This window comes from Geothrix sp., from assembly GCF_020622065.1.
In the GTDB taxonomy this organism is placed as follows: domain Bacteria; phylum Acidobacteriota; class Holophagae; order Holophagales; family Holophagaceae; genus Geothrix.
This window is the reverse complement of sequence record NZ_JAHRYQ010000002.1, coordinates 224,145-245,822: the sequence shown is the minus strand read 5'-3', so window position 1 is coordinate 245,822 and position 21,678 is coordinate 224,145. Positions and strand designations below refer to the sequence as shown.

The window sequence follows — 21,678 nt, the reverse complement described above, 5'->3', positions numbered from 1 at the left end:
GGGAAGGGCTATGCGTGGAGTCACTCCTCGCATGAGGAATAAAATTATCTATAATTATTGATTAGTAAAGTTTGAAGGTGTTGCAAATTGATTTAAATAAATTTTATTCCAATTATTTGTACATAATCATGATAATCGGTTTGGTTCAGCCTTGAAATTGGGCGAGAGCCAACCACTGAATCAGCGGAACCCCTAATGCTTAGCCTTATCTAGGACATCTTGAAGCTCTGGAATCACACGCGGAAGCCTAGATGCTTGCTCTCTGATTCGTCTGTGCCAACTTGGACCTCGATTACACGCATCTTCGGCTGCTATTGTGATGTCTCCAGGTCTCTCTTCTTCCAAAAAACTGAGAACCAAGTACGCCTGTAACCTATCCTTTTCTATTTTCGAGAAAGATTCCTTTGTTCGGTTACTTGCAACAAGAAGTTTGTGGATAGCAAATCGTGCTGGTTCTGGAACCCTCACAAGGGTTGAACCGCCATTGACTATAATGGCGTTCATGGTTTTATCCAGACAATACTCCATGAAAGCCAAAGGCTGAGCGTGTGTTTTGAAACGAGGAATGAATACGGGAGTATCTCGATCAGCGCCTTGAGGTGTCGTCAACAGATCAATTCTCCAGTCTTTCCCAAGAACGACAAAAGATGTTGGTTTCACATCATTGTGAATATGAATGCGTGGAATGAATCCCATAGCTAGCGATTCAACAGTTGTGGGTAAATCAGCAAGAAGTTGTGGGGTTTGAGGAATGCCGAAATCAATTTGTCTTGGAGTCCCAAAATCGACATCTTGAGTGCTGACTGAAGATGGCCAATTAACGCCCAATGAGTTCCCGATCGCAACAAAAGCATGTGTACCTATCAATACACCACCAAGCTTGAATACGCCTGCCGCTCCGAACCCCTTAATGATCTTTGCAGAGGCGGCGTCTGTCATGGCTAGACCACCGCTACGGAGCATGGAGGTCAAGCGTATCGAGCGGGACTCACTATCTATGACCGCAGTTCTTCCTTCTTTATATGTTGCCATCAGCAGCCGAGTAGCGTCGTTGTCTGGACCGAGATAAAACTCCGAGGGACGACTTTCAGGGCCTTCTGAGGTTCGGAAGTACCAGTATTGACCTTCTCCACGCTCTCTGATGAGAAAGTTCCCACTCAAAGCCGAAAATGACCGCATGAAATCGGCGACCTGAAGATGTTCCAAAAGTTCATTATAAAGGGTTTGCGTTTCGACGGGCAGGCGTTTTATCATGGGTTTAGCCGATTTACCGCTCGCAGCAAAAGTCGCGCTTGATTCGGAAACCAACTCCACATCTTTGGCCTCGCTCTGATCGGTAAATAGGATGGACTCTGTTTCGTTCTTTGATGAAGTGAGATCCCTGACAGGTGACCGCTTGTTGTCCTTAGGTGTTTTGGGAGTCATAACCATCCTCCATCATTTCTAAATATAGCTGACTGCCACAAGTATCGCAATACCTCTTGTGGCAATTATTATTGCTGATATTAATGATTTTGACCATTCGGCTATCGAGATGGCCACCAACCTTTGTGGCCGGGTTGGAGTCCTGGCCGCAGCGGTCAGCAGGCGAGGCAGAATCGACTTCATGTCGAAGCGCCGGTTGAAGCGGCACCGGAACTCCGCCAAGTAGCGGCCCAGATGGACTCTGCTTACCCAGCGGGTCACGCTCTAGATGTTGCCCTTCAGATTCCTAGGAACCGTGTTCACCCAGCGGAAAGTAGGGACCTGGACGCTCGGCCAGCCTCCCGGAGCCTCTAGGCATCGTGACCGTAGTCCGGTTCCAGGAAGTTATAGATCCACCATCCGTTCGTCAGGATCAGGGTGCCCGGCTCAATGAACCTGCGGAACCAGGGATCCAGCTCCTTGGTCGAGACTGACTCTAGCTCCTTCATCTTCATGAGCAGCACTTTCTCAGGGTGTCCCATGTACATCTGGACGGCCACGACGAAGGGCGTTTTCCCCTCGGCTCTCCGCCTTCGCCTCGCCTACCGCCATGGTGCTCGCTGCCCATGTTGGCGTCGCCCATCTCCACCTGGCCACTCAGAGTGGTCCCTTCCTCCCACTCGATCATCACCTGGAGGAGCTTCTGTCTCATCATCCAGGCCGTCTCGTAACGGACTCCAAGCTGGAGCTCTAATTCCATGGCCGAGGCCGAGTGCTTGCCCAGGGCCAGAAGGGTATGGCCTAGAACCAGACCGTCAGCGGGAGCTTGGTTCCCTGAAAGATGGTTCCCGTTGTGGGACTGGTCTGCTTTCGATAGTCCTGGCATTGGGATTGACCACGGACGAGGCAATAGTGCCCGGTGGAGCCGCACTCAGGGCATACGAACCCCTCCGGATAGCGGGCACGGATCAGGGCATTCCCACAGGTGTCCTCTCTGCCGCAGTCCTCAAGAAACTCTCGAAGGCTGAATTCCTTCTGGAGCTGAACATCATAATTGGTCATGTGGAGCCTCGCGTCTCCCCCCGCCTTCATGATGGCTCCGGAGGCTGGACACATTTTTATCTGCTGACGCTTAGCATAATAAAAGCATGAAGTCCGGACAGCCAATACCCCTGACACTTCAGGCTGAGGCTGGCGGATAATCAGGTATTTAATTGGTGATTATTTTAATATGAACCCGAACTTCCCTCTGATTTTCCTTAGGAGTTCCTTTGCTTCGGGGTGTCCGAATCCCGCGGCAGTCGCCCCGTAAACCACCGCGCAGAGGGCGACGAGGGGCAGGACCCTCAGCGCCAGGGTGGCGCGGGTGAAGGTGTGGGGGGCGTCGAGGGTGAGGAGGCGCGCGCCGCCCCAGGCAAGCAGGCCCATGAGGAGGCAGGCGGCGAGGGCGCGGGCGGTGGCGTCCAGGAGGGGGCGCAGGTCCAGGCCGGGCAGGCGGGGGCGCAGGCGCAGCAGCAGGCCCGCGAGGCCCGCGAGGCTGGCGAGACCGTTGGCCAGGGCCAGGCCGCCGGTGCCGAGGGGCTTCAGCAGCGCGAGGCTGAGGGCCACATTCACCACCAGGGTGGCGCCCGCCAGGGCGGCGGGGCCGCGGTAGTCCTTGAGGGCGTAGAGGGCCTGGTTGCCCAGGCGCTGGGCGGCCACGAAGACCAGGCCCACGGACTGGAACACCAGGGTGAGGGCGGTCCAGTCGGCGGCGGCGGGATTGTAGGCGCCGGTGCGGAAGAGCAGGGCACAGATGGGCCGCGCCAGCACGGCGAGCCCCACGGAGGCCGGCAGCACCAGCAGGACTGAGGCCGAGATGGACTGCATGAGGCTGCGGTTCAGGGCGGGCCAGTCGCGGGCCTCGGCCTGGCGGGAGAGGGTGGGCAGTCCGGCGGTGGCGAGGCTCATGGCGAAGAGCCCGAGCACCATCTCGCCCATCATGCCGCTGTTGTAGAGCACCATCTGGGCGCCGTTGGGGAGCATCGAGGCCAGCATGGCGCTGATCAGGGCGTTGATGGGGTAGATGCCGGCGGCCAGGAGGCCCGGCCCCATGCGCTTGAGGGCCTTGCGGACCCAGGGATCGCGCAGGTGCAGGCCAAGGGCGAGGCCGAAGCCCTCCTTCCGCACGGCGGGCAGGATGACCAGCAGCTGGAGTACGCCCCCCGCCAGCACGGCCAGGGCGCACACCACCGAGACGGTCTCGAGGGGCACGGGGCCGCCCCGTCCCAGCAGGCGCAGCGAGAGCCAGCCGAAGGCGATGAAGGCCAGGTTCCAGAACACCGAGACCGAGGCCGCCAGGGCGAAGCGGTGGCGCAGGTTCAGCAGGCCCGCGAAGCCCGCCGTGAGGCTCACCAGGGCCAGGTAGGGGAACATGATGCGGCCCAGCCGGGTGGTGAGCTCGCTCTGGGCCTCGGGGCGCCCCAGCATCAGCAGGCCCGCCAGGGGCCCCATGAACAGGAGGACGAGGACCACGCCCAGCAGCAGGATCACCAGCAGGGTGCCCAGGAACCGCGCGGCCACGGCCTTCACCGCGGCCTCGCCCTCGGCGGCCTCGGCCTCGGCCAGGGTGGGCAGGAAGGCGGCGGTCATGGTGCCTTCGGCGGTGAAGCGGCGCAGCAGGTTGGGCAGGCGGAAGGCCACGGCGTAGGCATCCGCGGCGGCTCCCGCCCCCAGCACATGGCTGAGGAAGAAGGTCTGGAGCAGCCCCGTGAGGCGGCTCAGCAGCGTCATCAGCCCGACGACCCCGGCGGAGCGGAGCAGGCTGGGACGGGCGCGGGGGGACTCGCTCACGGTCGGGTCTGGGCGGAATGGTCCATGAGGTTCCCCGGCATTGGAGCCGCCTGCCGGAATCGAACCGGCGACCTCCAGATTACAAAGCTGGAGCTCTACCAACTGAGCTAAGGCGGCGCAGGGTCCAGTCTATCGGATCAGGCCCTACCGTGGATCCCCTGTCGGATCGCGCTTCAACTCCTCAAGGTAGCCTTCCAGCCACTTGGTGGAGAAGGTGCCGGCGATGAAGTCAGGCTGGTCCATGATGCGGCGGTGCAGGGGGGCGGTGGTCTTGATGCCCTCGATCACCAGGGTGTCCAAGGCCCGGCGCATGCGGGCGATGGCCTCGGTGCGGTTGGCACCGAAGGCGATGAGCTTGGCCACCATGGAGTCGTAGTGGGGCGGGATGACCGCATCCTGGTGCATGGCAGTATCCACGCGGATGCCGGGGCCGCCGGGGAAGTGCAGGGCGGTGATGCGGCCGGGGCAGGGCGTGAACTTGAAGGGATCCTCGGCATTGATGCGGCACTCGATGGCGTGGCCCTTCTGGACCACATCCTCCTGGCGGAAGCTGAGCTTCTGGCCGGCGGCGATGCGGATCTGCTCTTTCACGATGTCGATGCCCGTGACCAGCTCCGTGACGGGGTGCTCCACCTGGACGCGGGTGTTCATCTCCATGAAGAAGAAGTCGCCGCGCTTGTCGAGGAGGAACTCGATGGTGCCCGCATTGTAGTAGCCGACGGCCTTGGCCGCGCGCACGGCCGTGTCGCAGATGCGCTGGCGCAGGGCCGGATCGAGGACCGCACTGGGGCTCTCCTCGATGAGCTTCTGGTGGCGGCGCTGGATGGAGCACTCGCGCTCGCCCAGGTGCACCACATTGCCGAAGAGGTCGCCCATGATCTGGACTTCGATGTGGCGCGGCTCCAGGAGGTATTTCTCCATGTAGACGCCATCGTCGCCGAAGGCGTTCTTGGCCTCGCTGCGGGCGGTGTTGTAGAGATCCGGCAGTTCCTCGGCGTTGTTGCAGATGCGCATGCCGCGCCCGCCGCCTCCGGCACTGGCCTTGACGATGACGGGATAGCCGATCTGCTCGGCCACCACCAGGGCCTCCTCGACCGTCTCCACGAGGCCGTCGCTGCCCGGCATGAGGGGCACGCCGGCCTCCAGCATGGTGGCCTTGGCCTGGGCCTTGTTGCCCATCTTGCGGATGATCTCGCCGCTGGGCCCGATGAAGGTGATGCCGCAGGCCTGGCAGACTTCGACGAAGTGGGCGTTCTCGCTGAGGAAGCCGTACCCCGGGTGGATGGCCTCGGCGCCGGTGACTTCGGCGGCGGCGATGACCTGGGGGATGTTCAGGTAGGACTTCGAGGAGGGCGGGGGGCCGATGCAGACTTCCTCGTCGGCGAAACGCACATGCAGGGCATTGCGATCCGCTTCCGAATAGACGGCCACGGTCTGGATGCCCATCTCCTTGCAGGCCAGGATCACGCGCAGCGCGATCTCGCCCCGGTTGGCGATGAGGATCTTCTTGAAGGGCGGCGCGTCGGCGGGGGCCGCCGCAGCCGGGGTTGACTTGCGTCGAATGGCTGCGCCCATGGCTAGCCGATCCGGACCGCGTAGAGGCGCTCGCCGTACTCGACGGGAGTGCCGTTCTCCACCAGCACCTTCACGACTTCGCCGGCCACATCGCTTTCGATCTCGTTCATGAGCTTCATGGCTTCGACGATGCACAGGGTCTGGCCGGGCTTCACATAATCACCGGGAGACACATAGGGCGCGGCGCTGGGATTGGAGGCGCGGTAGAAGGTGCCCACGATGGGGCTGGTGACATAGTGGATGCCGGGCTCGTCCACCGGCCCGACGGGCTGCGGGGCGGGGGCGGAAGGCATGGCCGCTGGGGCCAGGGGGGCGGCGACCACCATCGGGGCCGCGTGGACCACGGGGGCGGGGCCGTCCTTGCGGATGCGGAACCGCATGTCGCCGGCTTCGAACTCGAATTCCTGGAAGGGTTCGCGGCCCACGAGCGCGATGAGGCTCTTGATCTCCTCAAGGCCGATGGCGGTGGGGGTGGTGCGGGAGGCGGCGGGCCTGGGGGCGGCGGTGGCCTTGGAGGCCTGGGGGGTCTTCTTGTCGGCAGCGGGCTTCTTGCGTGAAGTGCTCATCAAAGCTCCAACGATCGGATCGGGCTGGGGAAGGGATCGAGCATAGCAAACCAGCCGGGGCGGATCAGGTCATGATTCTTCAGGAGGTTCTGCAGCCCCGACCTTCTTCTTGATCCGGGGGCCGTTTTCTTCTGGGCGGAACTCTTTGCGGGCGGCATCCAGGATGCCGTTGAGGAATTGCGTGCCTTCCTGGTCGCTGAATTCCTTCACGATCTCCAGGGCTTCGTTGATGACGATGGGGAAGGGGACTTCCTTCACATAGATCAGCTCGAACAGCCCCAGGCGGAGCAGGTTGCGATCCACGGCGGCCATGCGGTGGATCTTCCAGTGCTCGGCGTACTTCGCCAGCACCCCGTCGATCTCGTCGAGATGGCCGTGCACGCCGTCCACCAGGCGCCGGGCATAGTAGAACGCATCCCGGTTCAGATCCTGGATGGCGTAGAAGCCGGCGAACACCTGGTCCGGCTGATAGCCGGTCAGGTCCATGGCATACAGCATTTGAAGGGCGTACTCGCGCCCCCGGCGACGGACACCCATCTACTTGCGCCCCTTCGCAGCAGCTTTGAGGGCATGGGCGAGGTCGGTCATCTCGAGGACGCTCTGGGCGGCCTCCCAGCCCTTGTTGCCCATCTTCGCGCCGGCCCGGTCGATGGCCTGCTCCACGCTGTCGGTCGTCAGTACGCCGAAGGCCAGCGGCAGGCCGGTGTCCAGGGCCACCTGGGCGGCGCCCTTGGTGACTTCGGCGGCGATCATGTCGAAGTGCGGCGTACCGCCCCGGATGACCGAACCCAGCACGATGACGCCCGCATAGCGGCCGCTCTGGGCCGCCAGCTTGGCCGCCTGGGGCAGCTCGAAGCTTCCCGGGACGCGGATGAGGTCCAGCTGGTCTTCCCGTCCGCCGTGGCGGAGGATGCAGTCCTTCGCGCCGTCGATGAGGCGTTCGACGATGAAGTCATTCCAGCGCGAGGCGACCAGGGCGAAGCGATCGCCCTCGTGCACGCGGATGTGGCCCTCAAAGATCCCCATGGGAACCCCCCGAAAGGTGGTGTAAGAACTGATGAGGCTAACACAAACCACGCGGACGGTCACTGGGAAACGGCCCGGGGCGATGTCCCGGGCCGCTTCCCAGATGGGGGGAGCCTAGACCTGGACGGTATCGGCCACTTCGCGGAAATCCGCGATCTGATCGAAGTTCATGTAGCGGTAGATGTCGCCGGCCTTGGTTCCGACGATGCCGATCTGGGCCATGTACTCGGCCACGGTGGGGATCCTGCCGAGCAGGGCGCAGATGGCGGCCAGTTCAGCCGATCCCAGGTAGACCCGGGTGTCCAGCCCCAGCCGGTTGGGGAAGTTGCGGGTGGAGGTGGACATGGCCGTGCTGCCCTTGCGGATCTGCGCCTGGTTGCCCATGCACAGCGAGCAGCCGGGCATCTCCATGCGGGCCCCGGTGCGGCCGAGGATGCCGTAGTAGCCCTCCTGGGTGAGGACATACTCGTCCATCTTGGTGGGCGGGGCGATCCAGAGGCGCGTGGGAATGTCGCTCTTGCCGTCCAGCAGCTTCCCGGCGGCGCGGAAGTGGCCGATGTTGGTCATGCAGGAACCGATGAAGACTTCGTCGATCTTGTCGCCGGCCACCGTGGACAGGAGCTTCACATCGTCGGGATCGTTGGGGCAGGCCAGCAGGGGCTCCTTCACCTCGGCCAGATCGATCTCGATGACGGCGGCGTAATCCGCATCCGCATCGGGGGCCAGCAGCTCCGGCTGGGCGATCCAGGCCTGCATGGCGCGGATGCGGTTCTCCAGCGTTTCGCGGTGCTCGTAGCCGTTGGCGATCATCCACTTCATGAGCACGATGTTGGAGTTCATGTACTCGATGATCGGTTCCTTGTCCAAGCGCACGGTGCAGCCGGCGGCGGACCGTTCGGCGGAGGCGTCGGAGAGCTCGAAGGCCTGTTCCACCTTGAGCTTGGGCAGGCCCTCGATCTCGAGGATGCGGCCGCTGAAGATGTTCTTCTTGCCCTTCTTCTCGACGGTGAGCAGGCCCTGCTGGATGGCGTAGTAGGGGATGGCGTTCACCAGGTCGCGCAGGGTGACGCCGGGCTGCAGGTCGCCCTTGAAGCGCACCAGCACGGATTCCGGCATGTCCAGGGGCATGACGCCCGTGGCGGCGGCGAAGGCCACCAGGCCCGAACCCGCGGGGAAGGAGATGCCGATGGGGAAGCGGGTGTGCGAATCGCCGCCGGTGCCGACGGTGTCAGGCAGCAGCAGGCGGTTCAGCCAGCTGTGGATGACGCCGTCGCCGGGCTTCAGCGAGACGCCGCCGCGGTTGGTGATGAAGGGCGGCAGCTCTCGGTGGGTCTTCACATCCACGGGCTTGGGGTAGGGGGCGGTGTGGCAGAAGGACTGCATCACCATGTCGGCGGAGAACTGCAGGCAGGCCAGATCCTTCAGCTCGTCGCGGGTCATGGGGCCCGTGGTGTCCTGGGAGCCCACGGTGGTCATGCGCGGCTCGCAGTAGGTGCCGGGGCGGATGCCCTTCACGCCGCAGGCGCGACCCACCATCTTCTGCGCGAGCGAGAACCCCTTGCCCGTGTCCTTGGGCACGGCCGGCAGGCGGAAGGCCGTGGAGGCGGGCAGGCCCAGGGCGGCACGGGCCTTGGCCGTGAGGCCCCGGCCGATGATGAGCGGGATGCGGCCACCCGCGCGGACCTCATCGAAGATGACCTCGGACTTCACCTTGAACTCGGCGATGACCTGGCCGTTCTTCAGGGCCTTGCCCTCGTGGGGGCGCAGCTCGATGACATCGCCCATGTCCATGCCGTTGACATCCAGCTCGATGGGCAGGGCGCCGGCGTCTTCCATGGTGTTGTAGAAGATCGGCGCGATCTTGGAGCCCAGGCAGACACCGCCGAAGCGCTTGTTGGGCACGAAGGGGATGTCCTCGCCCGTGAACCAGAGCACGGAGTTGGTGGCGGACTTGCGGCTGGAGCCGGTGCCCACCACATCGCCCACATAAGCCACGAGGTGGCCCTTGGCCTTGAGGGCCTCCAGCTGCTTGAGGGGGCCGATCTTGCCGGGCTCGTCCGGCTGAATGCCGGGGCGGGCGTTCTTCAGCATGGCCACGGCGTGGAGCGGGATGTCGGGGCGGCTCCAGGCGTCGGGCGCCGGGGAGAGGTCATCGGTGTTGGTCTCGCCAGTCACCTTGAACACGGTGAGTGTGAGGCTCTGGGGCACTTCGGGGCGGCTGGTGAACCACTCGGCCTCGGCCCAGGACTTCAGCACGGCCTGGGCGTGGGCGTTGCCGGCATCGGCCTTGGCCTTGACCTCGGCAAAGGCATCAAAGACCAGCAGGGTCTTCTTCAGGCCCTCGGCGGCGATTCCGCCCACAGCGGCATCATCCAGCAGGTCGATGAGGGGCTTCACATTGAAGCCGCCGAGCATGGTGCCCAGCAGTTCCGTGGCCTTCTCTCGCGGCACCAGGGCCACGGTCTCAGTGCCCTTGGCCACGGCGGCCAGGAAGCCGGCCTTCACCCGCGCGGCATCGTCCACACCGGCGGGCACGCGGTGGGTCAGCAGGTCCAGGAGGAAGGCCTCTTCGCCCTTGGGGGGATGGGCCAGCAGGTGGGTGAGTTCGGAGGTCTGCGCCTCGGTGAGGGGCAGGGGGGGGATGCCCAGGGCGGCCCGTTCGGCGACATGTTGGCGATAGGCTTGCAGCACGGTCAACTCCCCATCAGAACGCCGCTGGGCGCGGTGCGAACCTTCATTCTACATCCCGTCCGGCGCTGGGCGGGAGGCTGCTTCCCCGATGGCGCGCGGGTTGCCGCCCCGGCGCCCGGTCGGGTATCCCCGAATTCTGGACAGAGGGGGAGGCCGCCCATACCCGACTCATTCTCCGGGCCTTCGGGACCGATTCAGGGGAGAAGGGGAGCGCACGAAGCATGACCATCAAACGGGTGAAGGTGGAGGACCTCAAGGCGGGCATGTATGTCCACGACCTCAATTGTAGCTGGCTTGAACATGGATTTATCCGGCAGCGTTTCGTGTTGAAGCATGCCGATCAGATTCAGAAGATGAGGGACCAGGGGCTGAATGAAATCTACATCGACACCGCCCGTGGGGACGATGTGGCGGGCGCCCTCACCCAGGCGGAGATCGAACAGGGCCTGGAGCAGCGGCTCAGGGCTTCGGCCGCGGGTGGGGCCGCACTCGCCCCGGCCCGCGTCTCCCAGCGGGAGGAGGCGATCGCCGCGCGGAGCATCCTGGGCGAAGCGGCCGATGTGGTGCAGGGGCTGCTCCAGGATGTGCGGCTTGGAAAGCAGCTGGATCCGGCCAAGGCCCTGCCCCTGGTGAAGGCGATGCGCTCCTCCGTGCTGCGGAACCCCGGGGCGCTGATCAGCCTGTCCCGCATCAAGGATGCCGATACTTACACCTTCCAGCACTCGGTGAGCATCTGCGCCCTGCTGGTGTCCTTCGCCCAGGCCCTGGGCATGGATGCCGCCACGGTGGAGGAGGCGGGTCTGGGCGGGCTGCTCCACGATGTGGGGAAGATGAAGGTCCCGAACGAGATCCTCAACAAGCCGGGAAAGCTGACGGAGGACGAGTTCGCCGTCATGAAGTCCCATGCCGACCTCGGCGAGGCGATCCTCAAGGGCGTGCCCGGGATCTCCAGCCTGGTCATCCGCATCGCCGGGGAGCATCACGAGAAGGTGTCCGGCGGCGGCTACCCCCGGGGGATCGCCGCCGGGGAGATCTCCCAGATCGGCCGCATGGCCGCCATCGTGGATGTCTACGACGCGCTTACCTCCAACCGCGTCTATCACAAGGGGAAGGAGCCCTCCGAGGTGCTGAAGCGGCTCCTGGAATGGAGCGGTTCGCACCTGGATGGCGACCTGGTGCAGCACTTCATCCGGGCCCTGGGCATCTACCCGGTGGGGTCGCTGGTGCGCCTGTCCGGGGGCCGGCTGGCCGTGGTGGTGGAGCAGGGGGAAGATCTGCTCCGGCCCACCGTGCGGGTGATCTTCGATGCGAGCCGCAAGGTGCGGCTGCATCCCAGGGATCTCGATCTGGCCCGCGGGAGCGAAGAGATCGTGGATTACGAGGAGCCCCTGGCCTGGGGCCTGGATCCGGTGATGTTTCTTTAGAATCCCGCCGCCTGTCCGTCCTTCCGCGATTCGGAGGCCCCGAAGTAGACCTTCTGCTTGGGGTCCCAGCGGATGGCCTGGTAGCCGCCGTAGCCCCCGAACATCCAGCCCACCCCATGGCCGCGGTTCATGAGCTCCCGCACGGTTTCGTAGGGGAAGCCGCTCTCCAGCTGGATGGTGCCGGGGAGCTTCCCCTTCTCTCCGGTGGGCTCCGGCGAGCCGTCGTGGCTCATGCGGGGCGCGTCGCCGGCCTCCTGGGCGTTCATGCCGAAATCGACCATGTTCATCACGATCTGGGCGTGGCCGATGGGCTGGAACTCGCCGCCCATGACGCCGTAGCTGAGGAAGGGCTGGCCGTCCTTGGTGATGAAGCCCGGGATGATGGTGTGGAAGGGGCGCTTGCCCGGCGCGTAGGTGTTGGCATTGCCTTCTTCCAGGTTGAACAGCTCGCCGCGGTCCTGGAGGCAGAAGCCCAGGTCGCCGGGCGTCATGCCGCTGCCCATGCCGCGGTAGTTGCTCTGGATGAGGCTCACCATGTTGCCCTCGCCATCGGCGGTGGTCAGGTAGACCGTGTCGCCTTCCTTCAGGGGCGGGTGGCCCGCCTCCAGGCGGCGCGAGGCGCGGTCGCCGATGAGGGTCCGGCGCTGGGCGGCATAGTCCTTCGAGAGCAGCCAGGAGAGGGGCACCTTCATGAAGGCGGCGTCCGCATAGAACTTGGCCCGGTCCTCGAAGGCCAGCTTCTTGGCTTCGGTGAACAGGTGCACATGCTGAGGGCTGCCGAAGGGGATCTTCGAGAAGTCGTAGCCTTCAAGGATGTTCAGCATCTGCAGGGCGGCGATGCCCTGGCCGTTGGGGGGCAGCTCCCACACCTCGTAGCCGCGGTAGGTGACGCTGACCGGCTCGACCCAGTCCGAATGGTGGGCGGCCAGATCCTCGTAGCTGAGGAAGCCGCCCTGGGCCTTCATGTAGGCGTCGATCTTGCGGGCGATCTCGCCCTTGTAGAAGGCGTCGCGGCCTTCTTTCCCGAGGATCTCCAGCGTCTTCGCCAGGCGCGGATTGCGGAAGACTTCGCCGCTCTTCGGCCCGCGCTTGCCGTCCACCGTGAAGGTGTCGAGGAAGCCCGGGTACTTGCCCAGCACGGGCACGCTGCGGTCCCAGTAGTAGGCGATGAGCTCGCTGACGGGGAAGCCCTCCTTGGCGTAGCGGATGGCGGGCGCCAGCACCTGGGTCATGGGCAGCTTGCCGAATTTCCGGTGCAGCTCGAACCAGCCGTCCACGCAGCCCGGCACGCTCACGGGCAGGGGGCCGTGGGGCGGAATGTGCTTGAGGCCCAGCTTCTTGAAGTGCTCGAGGCCGAGCGATTTCGGGGAGCGTCCGCTGGCGTTGAGGCCGTGCAGCTTCTTGGTTTTCGCGTCCCACACGATGGCGTAGAGGTCGCCGCCCATGCCGCTGCCCGTGGGTTCCATGAGGCCCAGGGCCGCATCCGCGGCGATGGCCGCGTCCACAGCGGAGCCGCCCTGCTTGAGGACATCCAGGGCAATCTGGGTCACCAGGGCCTGGCTGGTGCAGGCCATGCCGTGCTGGGCCGCCACTTCGGAGCGCGTGGCGAAGGCCCGGCCCGTGACGCGGTCGCCGGCCCGCAGGGGCAGGGCCGCCAGGGACAGGGCGACCAGAGATGGGGCGAGGCATGCCGTCGGGATGCGCATGGGACCTCCGGGGGAGGCCCCCATGAAAACACGATTGCCTCGCAAATTGAGGCTTCAATTTCACTGCCCCCGCGCCAAATTTCATCGCCACCGCGCCATGCTGGGGGTGAGGTGTCCCATGCCCTTCGACGCTGCTGCCCGGGAATCCTTCCTCCGCCGCTACGCGGAGGGGCCCGCCCTCCTCCGGCGGGCCTGGGAGGAGGTGCCCAGAGAGGCCCGGATCTGGCGGCCGGGGGAGGGGCGTTGGAGCGCCCAGGAGGTCCTGATCCACTGCGCGGATTCGGAAACCTACGCGGCCATCCGCATCCGCCTCCTGCTGGCGGAGTCGGAGCCCCTGATCGTGGGCTATGACGAGAACGCCTGGGCCCGACGGTTCGACTACCATGCGGCGGATCCGGAGCTGGCCCTGACCCTGATCGGGGCCGTCCGCGCCCACACGGCGTCCATGCTGGCCGGGCTTCCAGAGGAAGCCTGGGGGCGCATGGGGCGGCACACCCAAAGCGGCCCGTACGGCACCGATGACTGGCTCCGCAGCTACGGGGCGCACCTGGAGATCCACGCCGCCCAGATCCGGCGGAACCTGGCCGCATGGGAGGCCGGACATGGCCGCTGACCTCGACCTGGACGCCTACCTGCAACGGATCGGGTTCGGTGGCGAGACGACCCCGCGCCTGGACACCCTGTGTGGCCTCCACTTCGCCCACGCCACCGCCATCCCCTTCGAGAACCTGGACATCCAGATGGGCCTGCCCATCCGGCTCGACCTGGCCTCGCTCCAGGACAAGTTGGTGCGGCGCCGCCGGGGGGGCTACTGCTTCGAGCACAACACGCTGTTCCTCGCCGTGCTGAAGACCCTCGGCTTCGAGGCCATCCCCTGCGAGGCCCGGGTGCGGCTGGGCGCGCCCGGGGTGCTGCCCCGCACCCATATGCTGCTGGTGATCCGCCTGGAGGGGGACTTCTGGCTCTGCGATGTGGGCTTCGGCGGCGAGGGCCTGCTCTGGCCCGTGGCCATGGATGGTGAGCAGCACGGCCAGTTCCAGAATGCCTACCGGGTGGCCGAGGAGGGCGGGCTCCGCGTGCTCCAGTCCCGCCACGAAGAGGCCTGGACCGACCTCTACGCCTTCCAGTCAGAACCCCAGTTCCCCGTGGATTTTGAAATGGCGAACCACTACACCTCCACGCACCCGGAGTCCCGCTTCGTCCGCACCCTCACCGCCCAGCTGCCGGGCCCGGAGGTCCGACGCATCCTCCGCAACCGCGCCTACGCCGAGATTCGCGGCCCCCGCGTGGAGGGCCGCGAACTGACGCCGGAGGAAGTGATCCCCACCCTCCGGGAGACCTTCGGGATCGAGGTGCCTGACGGCACGCGGTTCCGGGCCTTCGAAGGGGCGTGATCGCTCAGACGAGCGCGGGCATCGAGCGGTCGGCTTCCGCAGCACTTACTGGAGCAGGGTCAGCGGGAAGGTAGGCGGGGTTCCACATCGCCTCGGCGATGGCCCCGGGAATCCGGGCGTCCTCCAGGATGCGGTTCGCCACGCCCGCTTCGCGGGCCTCGCGGACCACGGCCGCCGCCACCTGGGCCGTCACCTCGCGGATCCGGCTCGCGGGCGGGAAGAGGCTCCCGGCCTCGAGGTCGTCGGCGCGGGCCTCCTGCGCGAGCTGCCGGGCGGCGGCGGTGAACATGCCATCGGTCACCTCCCGGGCCTCGGCGACCATGATCCCCAGGCCCACGCCTGGGAAGACGAAGACATTGTTGCTCTGGCCGATGCGATGCTCCCGGCCGGCATGGATCACCGGGTCGAAGGGGCTCCCCGTGGCCACCAGGGCGCGGCCATCCGTCCAGGCCAGCACATCCTTCGGCTTGGCCTCGCACTTGCTCGTGGGGTTCGACATGGGCAGCACGATGGGGCGCTCGGCATGGCAGGCCATTTCCCGGATGGCCTCCTCGGTGAAGGCCCCTGCGGTTCCCGAGGTCCCGATCAACATGGTGGGCTTGAAGGCGCGGACCACCGACAGCAGGTCCCGCTTCTGACCCCGGCCCAGGCCCATCTTCTCAGCCAGGTCCACCGGCCAGGCGAACTCCCGCTGGAGGGGATCGAGCCCCGGATCGTCCTCCACGAGGAGGCCCTGGACATCGAGGTTGGCCATGGCCGCAGTCAAGTCCTCCCCATCAAGGCCTTCGCGCCGGAGCGTCGTGCGCATGAGCCGGGCGATGCCGATCCCGGCGGCGCCGGAGCCGAGGAAGAGAATGCGGTGCTGGCGGAGGGGGATCCCCGTGGCCCGGGCCCCGGCGATCAGGGCGGCCACGCCCACGGCGGCAGTGCCCTGGATGTCGTCGTTGAAGGAGGTGAGGGTTTTTCGGTAGCGCTCGAGCAGGCGGAAGGCGTTGAACTTCTTGAAGTCCTCCCACTGGAGGAGGGCCTTCGGGAAGCAGAGCTTCACCGCATGGACGAACTCGTCCACCAGCGTGTCGTATTCCGGGCCCCGGAGTCGCGGCGCCCGCCAGCCCAGGTAGAACTCGTCCTCCAGCAGGTCGAGGTTGTCCGTGCCCACATCCAGGCTCACGGGCAGGGTCTGCCAGGGCGGGATGCCCGCCGCCGCCGTGTAGAGCGCGAGCTTCCCGATGGGGATGCCCATGCCACCCACGCCCTGGTCGCCGAGGCCCAGGATGCGCTCGTTGTCCGTGACGACGATCAGCCGGATGTCCTCGAAGGGCGCGTTCCGGAGCACCTCGGCGATGTGACCGCGGTGCTCCGGCGTGATCCAGATGCCCCGGGCCCGTCGGAAGATGTGGCTGAATTCCTGGCAGGCCCGGCCCACTGTGGGCGTGTAGACGATGGGGAGGAACTCCTGGATGTGGTCGATCAGGACCCGGTAGAACAGGTGCTCATTGCGATCTTGCAGAGCTGCCAGGCCGATGTACTTCTCCAGGGGATCGGGCTTGCACTGGATGCTGGCATAGACCCGCCGGGCCTGCTGGTCGAGGGTGGTGACGGCGTGGGGCAGCAAGCCTTCGAGGCCGAGGGCCAGGCGCTCCTCCTGGGTGAAGGCGGTGCCCTTGGTGTACATGGGATTCCGCAGGAGGCGTACGCCCCGGAAGGGCACATTCACCCGCTTCCTGCCACTGGGTTCGAGCTTTTGGCCGTAGCGTTCCATGCGGATGCCTCCCTGGGTGGATGACCAGCCGCTTCACGGCAGAGGCCGTGAAGCTCACAAGGCACCCTCCTCTGGAACCGATGCAGCGCATGGGACGGGGCGGGTGCCGGGGAAACCAAGCACGCCCCAATATGCGTTCCGGGAGGGGGCCTGTCCAGCTTGCGGGTTCCAAAACCCCAGCAGGTCCATAAGGATAGGAGCGATTGCCCCGGGCTTTACCAGGCGATCCGCTCCCCATCTCGCCAGAACCCGCCCGTGAGGTCGGGGCCGGCCTGGAGGAGCAGCCACAGGATGCTGTTTGCGCCTTCCTCGAGGCTGCGGGGCGCCTCGGCGCCGCCCATGTCGGTGCGCACCCAGCCGGGGCAGACGGCGTTCACGGCGATGCCGCGGGGCTTGAGGGCCTCGGCCAGCTGGACCGTGACGGCGTTGAGGGCGGTCTTGGAGATGCAGTAGCCCGGAGCCCAGGCGGCGGGGGCGGATAGGGAGCCGCCCTCGCTGCTCACATTCACGATGCGTCCCCCCTTGGCATGAGCGGCGCGAAGGCCTGGGCCATGCGCAGCGGACCCAGGGCATTGGTCTCCAGGGTGCGGCGGAGGGTGTCGGCCTCCAGCTCCATCACCCCCGTGGCGCCATCCAACAGGATGCCGGCGTTGTTCACCAGGGCGTCCAGGTGCCCGTGGTGGGCCTTCACTTCGGCCGCCGCGGCCAGGATCGAGGCCTCGTCCGCCACATTCAAAGCCAGCACTTCCAGGTCATGGAGCGGCTCTGGCCGCCGCATGCCCGTGATCACGGTGAACCCCCGGGCGGCCAGTCTCAGGGCCACCTCCCGGCCCAGCCCGCGGCCCGCGCCGGTCACGAGGATGGTGCCGCCACGAAGTCCTGCATCGCTCATGCCGCCTCCAGCGCAGGAGACGGTCGCCGCCTGCCGAGTCGTGGAATCATGGAGCCATGTCCAAGGCCCCGTCAACGAATGCCACCCGGCTCCTGAAGCAGGCAGGCATCGCCTACACCGAGCACCTCTACCGCTACGAGGACCACGGCGGTACGGCGGTGAGCGCCCGGGAGCTGGGCGTGGCGGAACACGCGGTCATCAAGACCCTCGTGATGGAGGACGACCGCGCGGCACCGCTCATCATCCTCATGCACGGCGACCGCGAGGTGAGCACCAAGGAACTGGCGCGCCAGATCGGCGCGAAGGCCGTGCAGCCCTGCAAGCCCGAGGTGGCCAACCGCCACAGCGGCTACCTGGTGGGTGGCACCAGCCCTCTCGGCACGAAAAAGGCCATGCCCATCCATGCCGAGGCCACGATCTTCGACCTGGACCGCATCTACCTCAACGGTGGCAGCCGGGGTTTCCTGGTGGGGTTGGCCCCGGAGGACCTGGGCCGTGTGCTGAAGATCGTCCGCGTGAATGTGGCGATTCCCTAGGCGCCGACCGCCTGGGCCGCGTTCCTCCGGTTGAGCCTAATCTGTCCCATATCCGCCTCGCCCTTCGGCGCGGACCTTCGGAGGTTTCCATGACGCACGCCAAGCGACCCCTGGGCCGGACCGGCCTCTCGATCTCGCCGCTGGTCTTCGGCGGCAATGTGTTCGGCTGGACCGCCGACAGGCAAACCTCCTTCGACATCCTTGATCGCTTCACCGGTGCGGGCTTCGAGACGGTCGACACCGCCGATGTGTACTCGATCTGGAAGCCCGGGAACCAAGGCGGCGAATCCGAGACGATCATCGGCGAGTGGATGCGGACCCGCGGCTGCCGCGACCGGATCACCCTGATCACCAAGGTCGGCATGGAGATGGCGCCAGGCCGGAAGGGGCTGTCGGCGGCCTGGATCGAGCGCGCGGTGGAGGATTCCCTGCGCCGCCTCCAGACCGACCACCTCGATGTCTACCTGTCCCACAAATACGACCCGGAGGCGCCGCACGAGGAGACGCTTGCGGCCTATCAGAAGCTGATCGCGGCGGGCAAGGTGCGGGCCATCGGCGCCTCGAACTTCGACGCGACCCAGCTGCGCGCGGCCCTGGAGGTGGCCGAGGAGAAGGGCCTGCCGCGCTACGAGATCCTGCAGCCGGAATACAACCTGTACGACCGCAAGAGCTACGACGGCGCCCTGCGCGACCTGTCGATGGCCAAGGGGCTCGGGATCATCACCTACTACAGCCTCGCCCGGGGGTTCCTCAGCGGCAAATACCGGAGTGAAGCCGATCTGGGGCTGAGCCCGCGGGGGGGCGGGGTCAAGGCCTACCTCAACGAGCGGGGCTTCCGCATCCTCCGGGCGCTTGATGAAGTGGCCTCCCGGCACGGGGCGAAGCCTGCGGAAGTCTCGCTGGCCTGGCTCATGGCCCGGCCCGGGGTCACCGCCCCCATCGCCAGCGCCACCTCCCTGGACCAGCTGGGCAGCCTGCTCCGGGCCGCGTCGCTGACCTTGTCAGGAGAAGATGTCGCGGCCCTGGAGCTCGCAAGCCGGTATTGAAGCCCTCCGCGGGCTACTTCCCGTCCCGCTCGAAGGCCTTCACCAGCCAGGGCAGGGCCACGGCCAGATCGGCTTCCGACGAGAGCTCGAGCTTGTGGGTGAGGCGGTCCTTCTTCTTGAAGCCGCCGGTGTCCTTGAGGCGGCCGGAGGGATCCCTCACGGTGGCGGGATCGCCCAGGGCGAGACCCAGGTCCAGGCGGGAGACGAAGGGCCTGATCTCGGCGAAGACATGGTTCCGGTAGAAGGGGACGAGGGTCTCGCAGGGACAGACCCTCACCTCCTTCCCGAGGCTCCGGACCAGCGCGACGGCCTGCTCGAACAGGGGACGGAGGTGCGCCTTCTTCCCGCCGTACTGGGCATCCACATACCCGGGCGCCGCGGCCAGGTAGCCTTCCGGCGTGTCGTCAAAGGCGTGGCCCGGCGCGGCCGCGGCCCGCTGGGCCACGAACCCGGCTTGATTGGTGCCGAGGCCCTGCGCCTTCAGCCAGGCCAGACGGGCCTTGGCCTCGGCCGGACCTTCGGCCCTCACCCGCGCCACCCAGGCCTCCAGGGTGTGCCCGGTCTTCGCCTCCAGGTTGGCCAGGATGCTCTGGACATAGGCCACGCTCGGATGCAGGTCGTAGGAGGCGGAGGTGCTCGCGGGCTTGGACATGGGGAACTCCGGGGCAAGTGTAGCTGTGATCACCGTCATCGTTTCCCATCCTCCGGTCCCGGGGCCGTGCTACCTTCCCTCCCAACCTATCCAATCCAATCCACCTCACCCCGTTCTCGGAGTCTTCCATGAGCGATGTGGAAATCAGCATTACCCAGCAGAAGACCATCGAGGCGCTGCAGAAGGGCGAGGCGGCGATTCCCATGCGGGGTTGGCTGGCCAAGCAGGCCGCCATCAACTACGAGGTGGAGCGCGCCCTGGCCGAGGAGGATCCCGCGGCCTTCTGGGGCGACAAGGCCAGGGCCCTGGATTGGCATGAACCCTGGACGGAAGTCTTCCAGTTCAAGGCGCCCGACCACGCCTGGTTCATCGGCGGAAAGCTCAACGCCACGGTGAACTGCATTGATCGCCATGTGCACAGCGACCGCCGCAACAAGGCCGCGCTGCTGTGGGTGGGGGAGGACGGCGACGAGCGGGCCTACACCTACAACCGGCTCTACCGGGAGATGAACCGCTTTGCGAACACGCTCAAACGCCTGGGCGTGAAGAAGGGGGATCGCGTGATCCTCTACATGCCCCTCACGCCCGAGGGCATCATCTCCATGCTGGCCTGCGCCCGCATCGGTGCCATCCACAGCGTGGTCTACGCGGGCATGGGGGCGCTGGCCCTGCGCACCCGCATCGAGGATGCCGGGGCCAAGGTGGTGGTCTGCTCGGACTTCACCTATCGCCGGGGCAAGGCCATCGCCCTCAAGCCCATCGTCGATGAGGCTGTGCGCGACCTGTCCTCGGTGGACCATGTCATCGTGCACCGGCGGGGCTCCCGCCCCGGCGACGCCCCCGTGACCTTCGCCAGCGAGCGCGAGAAGGACTTCTACGACATCCAGCAGGGGCGCGAGATTCACTGCGACCCGGAAATGGTGGATTCCGAGCATCCCCTGTTCATCCTCTACACCAGTGGGACGACGGGGAAGCCGAAGGGCGTCGTCCACACCACGGGGGGCTACCTGGTGGGGGTGAACTACCTGAGCAGGGCCTTCTACCAGATCCAGGAACGCGACATCTACTGGAGCACTTCGGACATCGGCTGGGTGGTGGGCCACAGCTTCATCGTCTACGGCCCCATGAGCATCGGCGCCACGATCCTCTGCCGTGAGGGCGCGCCGGACTACCCCAGCCCCGAGGTCACCTGGGAGATCTGCGAGCGCTTCGGGGTCAATGTGATGTTCACCGCCCCCACCGCCGTCCGCATGTGGATGAGCCACGGATCGGAAGCTCCCGGGAAGTTCGATCTCAGCAAGCTCCGGCTCATGGCCTGCGCCGGCGAGCCCCTGAACCCGGAAGCCCACCGCTGGGCCCAGAAGCACCTGGTGGGGCAGGGGAATGGCCAGGTGGTGGACAACTGGTGGCAGACCGAAATCGCGGGGCCGGTCATCGGCACCCTGCCCACCTTCGAGGCCCGGCCCGGCAAGGCCGGCAAGGCCCTTCCCGGCGCGCAGCTCGCGGTGGTGAACCGGGACGGTTCGCCCGTGCCCGACGGCCAGGGCGGCCTGCTGGTGGTGAAGTTCCCGCTGCCCTACATGCTCCGCACGATCTGGAACGACCACAAGCGCTACGAGGACTACTGGAAGGACATTCCCGGCTGCTACAGCGCGGGCGATGTCGCGGTGAAGGATGCCGACGGCTACATCGCCGTGCTGGGCCGGGCCGACGATGTGCTGAATGTGGCGGGCCACCGCATTGGCACCGCCGATGTGGAAGGTTCGCTCATCCGCCACCCCGCCGTGGCCGAGAGTGCCGTGGTGGGTCTGCCCGATCCCATCAAGGGCGAGCGCATCATGGCCTTCGTGGTCGTGAAGGCGGGTGTATCCACAGGGCCGGGCCTCATCGCCAGCCTCAAGGATCATGTCCGTGAAGACCTGGGCGGCATCGCCATGCCCAGCGAGATCGAGATCCGGGCCAGCCTGCCCAAGACCCGCTCCGGCAAGATCGTCCGCCGCGCCCTCCGGGCCGAGGCCCTGGGCCAGGATCCGGGAGATCTCAGCACCCTCGCGGATTGATGCTGTCCGGGGGGCCTCGCTCCGCTTCGCTGCAAGGAGCCCCTTCCTGGGCCGGATGAACAATCCCGAACCTCGGATCTGGCCCCCTCCCCTCTGATGAGTCCATGCTCGG

At 65.9% G+C, this 21,678-nt stretch carries 17 protein-coding genes, 1 tRNA gene and 3 pseudogenes; 6 read left to right on the top strand and 15 right to left on the bottom strand.

All coding sequences use genetic code 11. The annotated features are described in order from the left end of the window. Positions 1-192: 192 nt before the first annotated feature. The 11 genes and pseudogenes from QZ647_RS10655 to acnB all read right to left on the bottom strand — a co-directional run bounded on the left by QZ647_RS10655 (position 193) and on the right by acnB (position 10,094). Complete coding sequence (locus QZ647_RS10655; RefSeq protein WP_291272145.1) at positions 193-1,425, bottom strand: GSU2403 family nucleotidyltransferase fold protein; 1,233 nt, start codon at positions 1,423-1,425, stop codon at positions 193-195. 105 nt (positions 1,426-1,530) lie between these two features. Beyond that, positions 1,531-1,653 (bottom strand): annotated as a pseudogene (locus tag QZ647_RS10650) (IS1595 family transposase); the annotation flags it as partial. 122 nt (positions 1,654-1,775) lie between these two features. Then, positions 1,776-1,991, bottom strand: a pseudogene (locus tag QZ647_RS10645) (transposase); the annotation flags it as partial. A gap of 214 nt (positions 1,992-2,205) precedes the next feature. Continuing rightward, complete coding sequence (locus QZ647_RS15605) at positions 2,206-2,466, bottom strand: transposase (protein ID WP_366526167.1); 261 nt, start codon at positions 2,464-2,466, stop codon at positions 2,206-2,208. A 159-nt stretch (positions 2,467-2,625) separates the two neighbouring features. Beyond that, entirely contained in the window at positions 2,626-4,236 is a 1,611-nt protein-coding gene (murJ, locus tag QZ647_RS10640) for a murein biosynthesis integral membrane protein MurJ (RefSeq protein ID WP_291272144.1), read from the bottom strand. Positions 4,237-4,277: 41 nt separating this feature from the next. After that, positions 4,278-4,353 (bottom strand) — tRNA-Thr (locus tag QZ647_RS10635). Between the two features lie 27 nt (positions 4,354-4,380). Further along, a complete protein-coding gene (gene accC, locus QZ647_RS10630; RefSeq protein WP_291272143.1) occupies positions 4,381-5,811 on the bottom strand; it encodes an acetyl-CoA carboxylase biotin carboxylase subunit in 1,431 nt (476 codons plus the stop codon). 2 nt (positions 5,812-5,813) lie between these two features. After that, on the bottom strand, positions 5,814-6,377 hold the full coding sequence (gene accB, locus QZ647_RS10625; RefSeq protein ID WP_291272142.1) for an acetyl-CoA carboxylase biotin carboxyl carrier protein: 564 nt from the start codon (positions 6,375-6,377) through the stop codon (positions 5,814-5,816). Positions 6,378-6,446: 69 nt separating this feature from the next. Further along, positions 6,447-6,914, bottom strand: a complete 468-nt coding sequence (gene nusB, locus QZ647_RS10620) for a transcription antitermination factor NusB (protein ID WP_286355289.1) — start codon at positions 6,912-6,914, stop codon at positions 6,447-6,449. Beyond that, positions 6,915-7,403, bottom strand: coding sequence for a 6,7-dimethyl-8-ribityllumazine synthase (gene ribH, locus QZ647_RS10615; protein ID WP_291272141.1), 489 nt, complete (start codon positions 7,401-7,403; stop codon positions 6,915-6,917). Positions 7,404-7,517: 114 nt separating this feature from the next. After that, positions 7,518-10,094 carry a bifunctional aconitate hydratase 2/2-methylisocitrate dehydratase gene (gene acnB / locus QZ647_RS10610; protein ID WP_291272140.1) on the bottom strand — a complete coding sequence of 859 codons (2,577 nt, stop codon included), beginning with the start codon at positions 10,092-10,094 and terminating at the stop codon, positions 7,518-7,520. 221 nt (positions 10,095-10,315) lie between these two features. Between acnB and QZ647_RS10605 the strand changes: the two genes are divergently transcribed. Next, entirely contained in the window at positions 10,316-11,518 is a 1,203-nt protein-coding gene (locus QZ647_RS10605; protein ID WP_291272139.1) for an HD-GYP domain-containing protein, read from the top strand. Here QZ647_RS10605 and ggt read toward each other — a convergent pair. Then, entirely contained in the window at positions 11,515-13,224 is a 1,710-nt protein-coding gene (gene ggt, locus QZ647_RS10600) for a gamma-glutamyltransferase (protein ID WP_291272138.1), read from the bottom strand. The genes QZ647_RS10605 and ggt overlap by 4 nt on opposite strands. A gap of 118 nt (positions 13,225-13,342) precedes the next feature. Between ggt and QZ647_RS10595 the strand changes: the two genes are divergently transcribed. After that, positions 13,343-13,837, top strand: coding sequence for a DinB family protein (locus QZ647_RS10595; protein ID WP_291272137.1), 495 nt, complete (start codon positions 13,343-13,345; stop codon positions 13,835-13,837). Then, a complete protein-coding gene (locus tag QZ647_RS10590) occupies positions 13,827-14,618 on the top strand; it encodes an arylamine N-acetyltransferase (protein ID WP_291272136.1) in 792 nt (263 codons plus the stop codon). The genes QZ647_RS10595 and QZ647_RS10590 overlap by 11 nt, the downstream gene beginning before the upstream one ends. A gap of 4 nt (positions 14,619-14,622) precedes the next feature. Here QZ647_RS10590 and QZ647_RS10585 read toward each other — a convergent pair whose 3' ends face one another. Next, positions 14,623-16,380 (bottom strand): NAD-dependent malic enzyme, encoded by a 1,758-nt coding sequence (locus tag QZ647_RS10585; RefSeq protein WP_291272135.1) that lies wholly within the window; start codon positions 16,378-16,380, stop codon positions 14,623-14,625. Between the two features lie 215 nt (positions 16,381-16,595). Next, positions 16,596-17,272: pseudogene (locus QZ647_RS10580) on the bottom strand (SDR family NAD(P)-dependent oxidoreductase). 56 nt (positions 17,273-17,328) lie between these two features. Here QZ647_RS10580 and ybaK point away from each other — a divergent pair. Continuing rightward, positions 17,329-17,808: a Cys-tRNA(Pro) deacylase gene (ybaK, locus tag QZ647_RS10575; protein WP_291272134.1), complete on the top strand. Its 480-nt coding sequence runs from the start codon at positions 17,329-17,331 to the stop codon at positions 17,806-17,808. 89 nt (positions 17,809-17,897) lie between these two features. Beyond that, entirely contained in the window at positions 17,898-18,854 is a 957-nt protein-coding gene (locus tag QZ647_RS10570; protein ID WP_291272133.1) for an aldo/keto reductase, read from the top strand. A gap of 13 nt (positions 18,855-18,867) precedes the next feature. On the opposite strand, the gene QZ647_RS10565 is transcribed toward QZ647_RS10570, so the two are convergent. Next, positions 18,868-19,506 (bottom strand): DUF5655 domain-containing protein, encoded by a 639-nt coding sequence (locus QZ647_RS10565; RefSeq protein ID WP_291272132.1) that lies wholly within the window; start codon positions 19,504-19,506, stop codon positions 18,868-18,870. A 203-nt stretch (positions 19,507-19,709) separates the two neighbouring features. Here QZ647_RS10565 and acs point away from each other — a divergent pair, with 203 nt between their 5' ends. Next, the gene (gene acs, locus QZ647_RS10560) at positions 19,710-21,566 is read left to right on the top strand and encodes an acetate--CoA ligase (protein ID WP_366526182.1); all 1,857 of its coding nucleotides are present in this window, start codon (positions 19,710-19,712) and stop codon (positions 21,564-21,566) included. Positions 21,567-21,678 lie beyond the last annotated feature (112 nt).

Excerpts from the sequence above, each read along its gene's own strand:
- QZ647_RS10655 (WP_291272145.1), bottom strand. The coding sequence starts at position 1,425 with ATGACTCCCAAAACACCTAAGGACAACAAGCGGTCACCTGTCAGGGAT.
- QZ647_RS15605 (WP_366526167.1), bottom strand. The coding sequence starts at position 2,466 with ATGACCAATTATGATGTTCAGCTCCAGAAGGAATTCAGCCTTCGAGAG.
- accC (WP_291272143.1), bottom strand. The coding sequence starts at position 5,811 with ATGGGCGCAGCCATTCGACGCAAGTCAACCCCGGCTGCGGCGGCCCCC.
- accB (WP_291272142.1), bottom strand. The coding sequence starts at position 6,377 with ATGAGCACTTCACGCAAGAAGCCCGCTGCCGACAAGAAGACCCCCCAG.
- nusB (WP_286355289.1), bottom strand. The coding sequence starts at position 6,914 with ATGGGTGTCCGTCGCCGGGGGCGCGAGTACGCCCTTCAAATGCTGTAT.
- ribH (WP_291272141.1), bottom strand. The coding sequence starts at position 7,403 with ATGGGGATCTTTGAGGGCCACATCCGCGTGCACGAGGGCGATCGCTTC.
- QZ647_RS10605 (WP_291272139.1), top strand. The coding sequence starts at position 10,316 with ATGACCATCAAACGGGTGAAGGTGGAGGACCTCAAGGCGGGCATGTAT.
- ggt (WP_291272138.1), bottom strand. The coding sequence starts at position 13,224 with ATGCGCATCCCGACGGCATGCCTCGCCCCATCTCTGGTCGCCCTGTCC.
- QZ647_RS10595 (WP_291272137.1), top strand. The coding sequence starts at position 13,343 with ATGCCCTTCGACGCTGCTGCCCGGGAATCCTTCCTCCGCCGCTACGCG.
- QZ647_RS10590 (WP_291272136.1), top strand. The coding sequence starts at position 13,827 with ATGGCCGCTGACCTCGACCTGGACGCCTACCTGCAACGGATCGGGTTC.
- QZ647_RS10585 (WP_291272135.1), bottom strand. The coding sequence starts at position 16,380 with ATGGAACGCTACGGCCAAAAGCTCGAACCCAGTGGCAGGAAGCGGGTG.
- ybaK (WP_291272134.1), top strand. The coding sequence starts at position 17,329 with ATGTCCAAGGCCCCGTCAACGAATGCCACCCGGCTCCTGAAGCAGGCA.
- QZ647_RS10570 (WP_291272133.1), top strand. The coding sequence starts at position 17,898 with ATGACGCACGCCAAGCGACCCCTGGGCCGGACCGGCCTCTCGATCTCG.
- QZ647_RS10565 (WP_291272132.1), bottom strand. The coding sequence starts at position 19,506 with ATGTCCAAGCCCGCGAGCACCTCCGCCTCCTACGACCTGCATCCGAGC.
- acs (WP_366526182.1), top strand. The coding sequence starts at position 19,710 with ATGCGGGGTTGGCTGGCCAAGCAGGCCGCCATCAACTACGAGGTGGAG.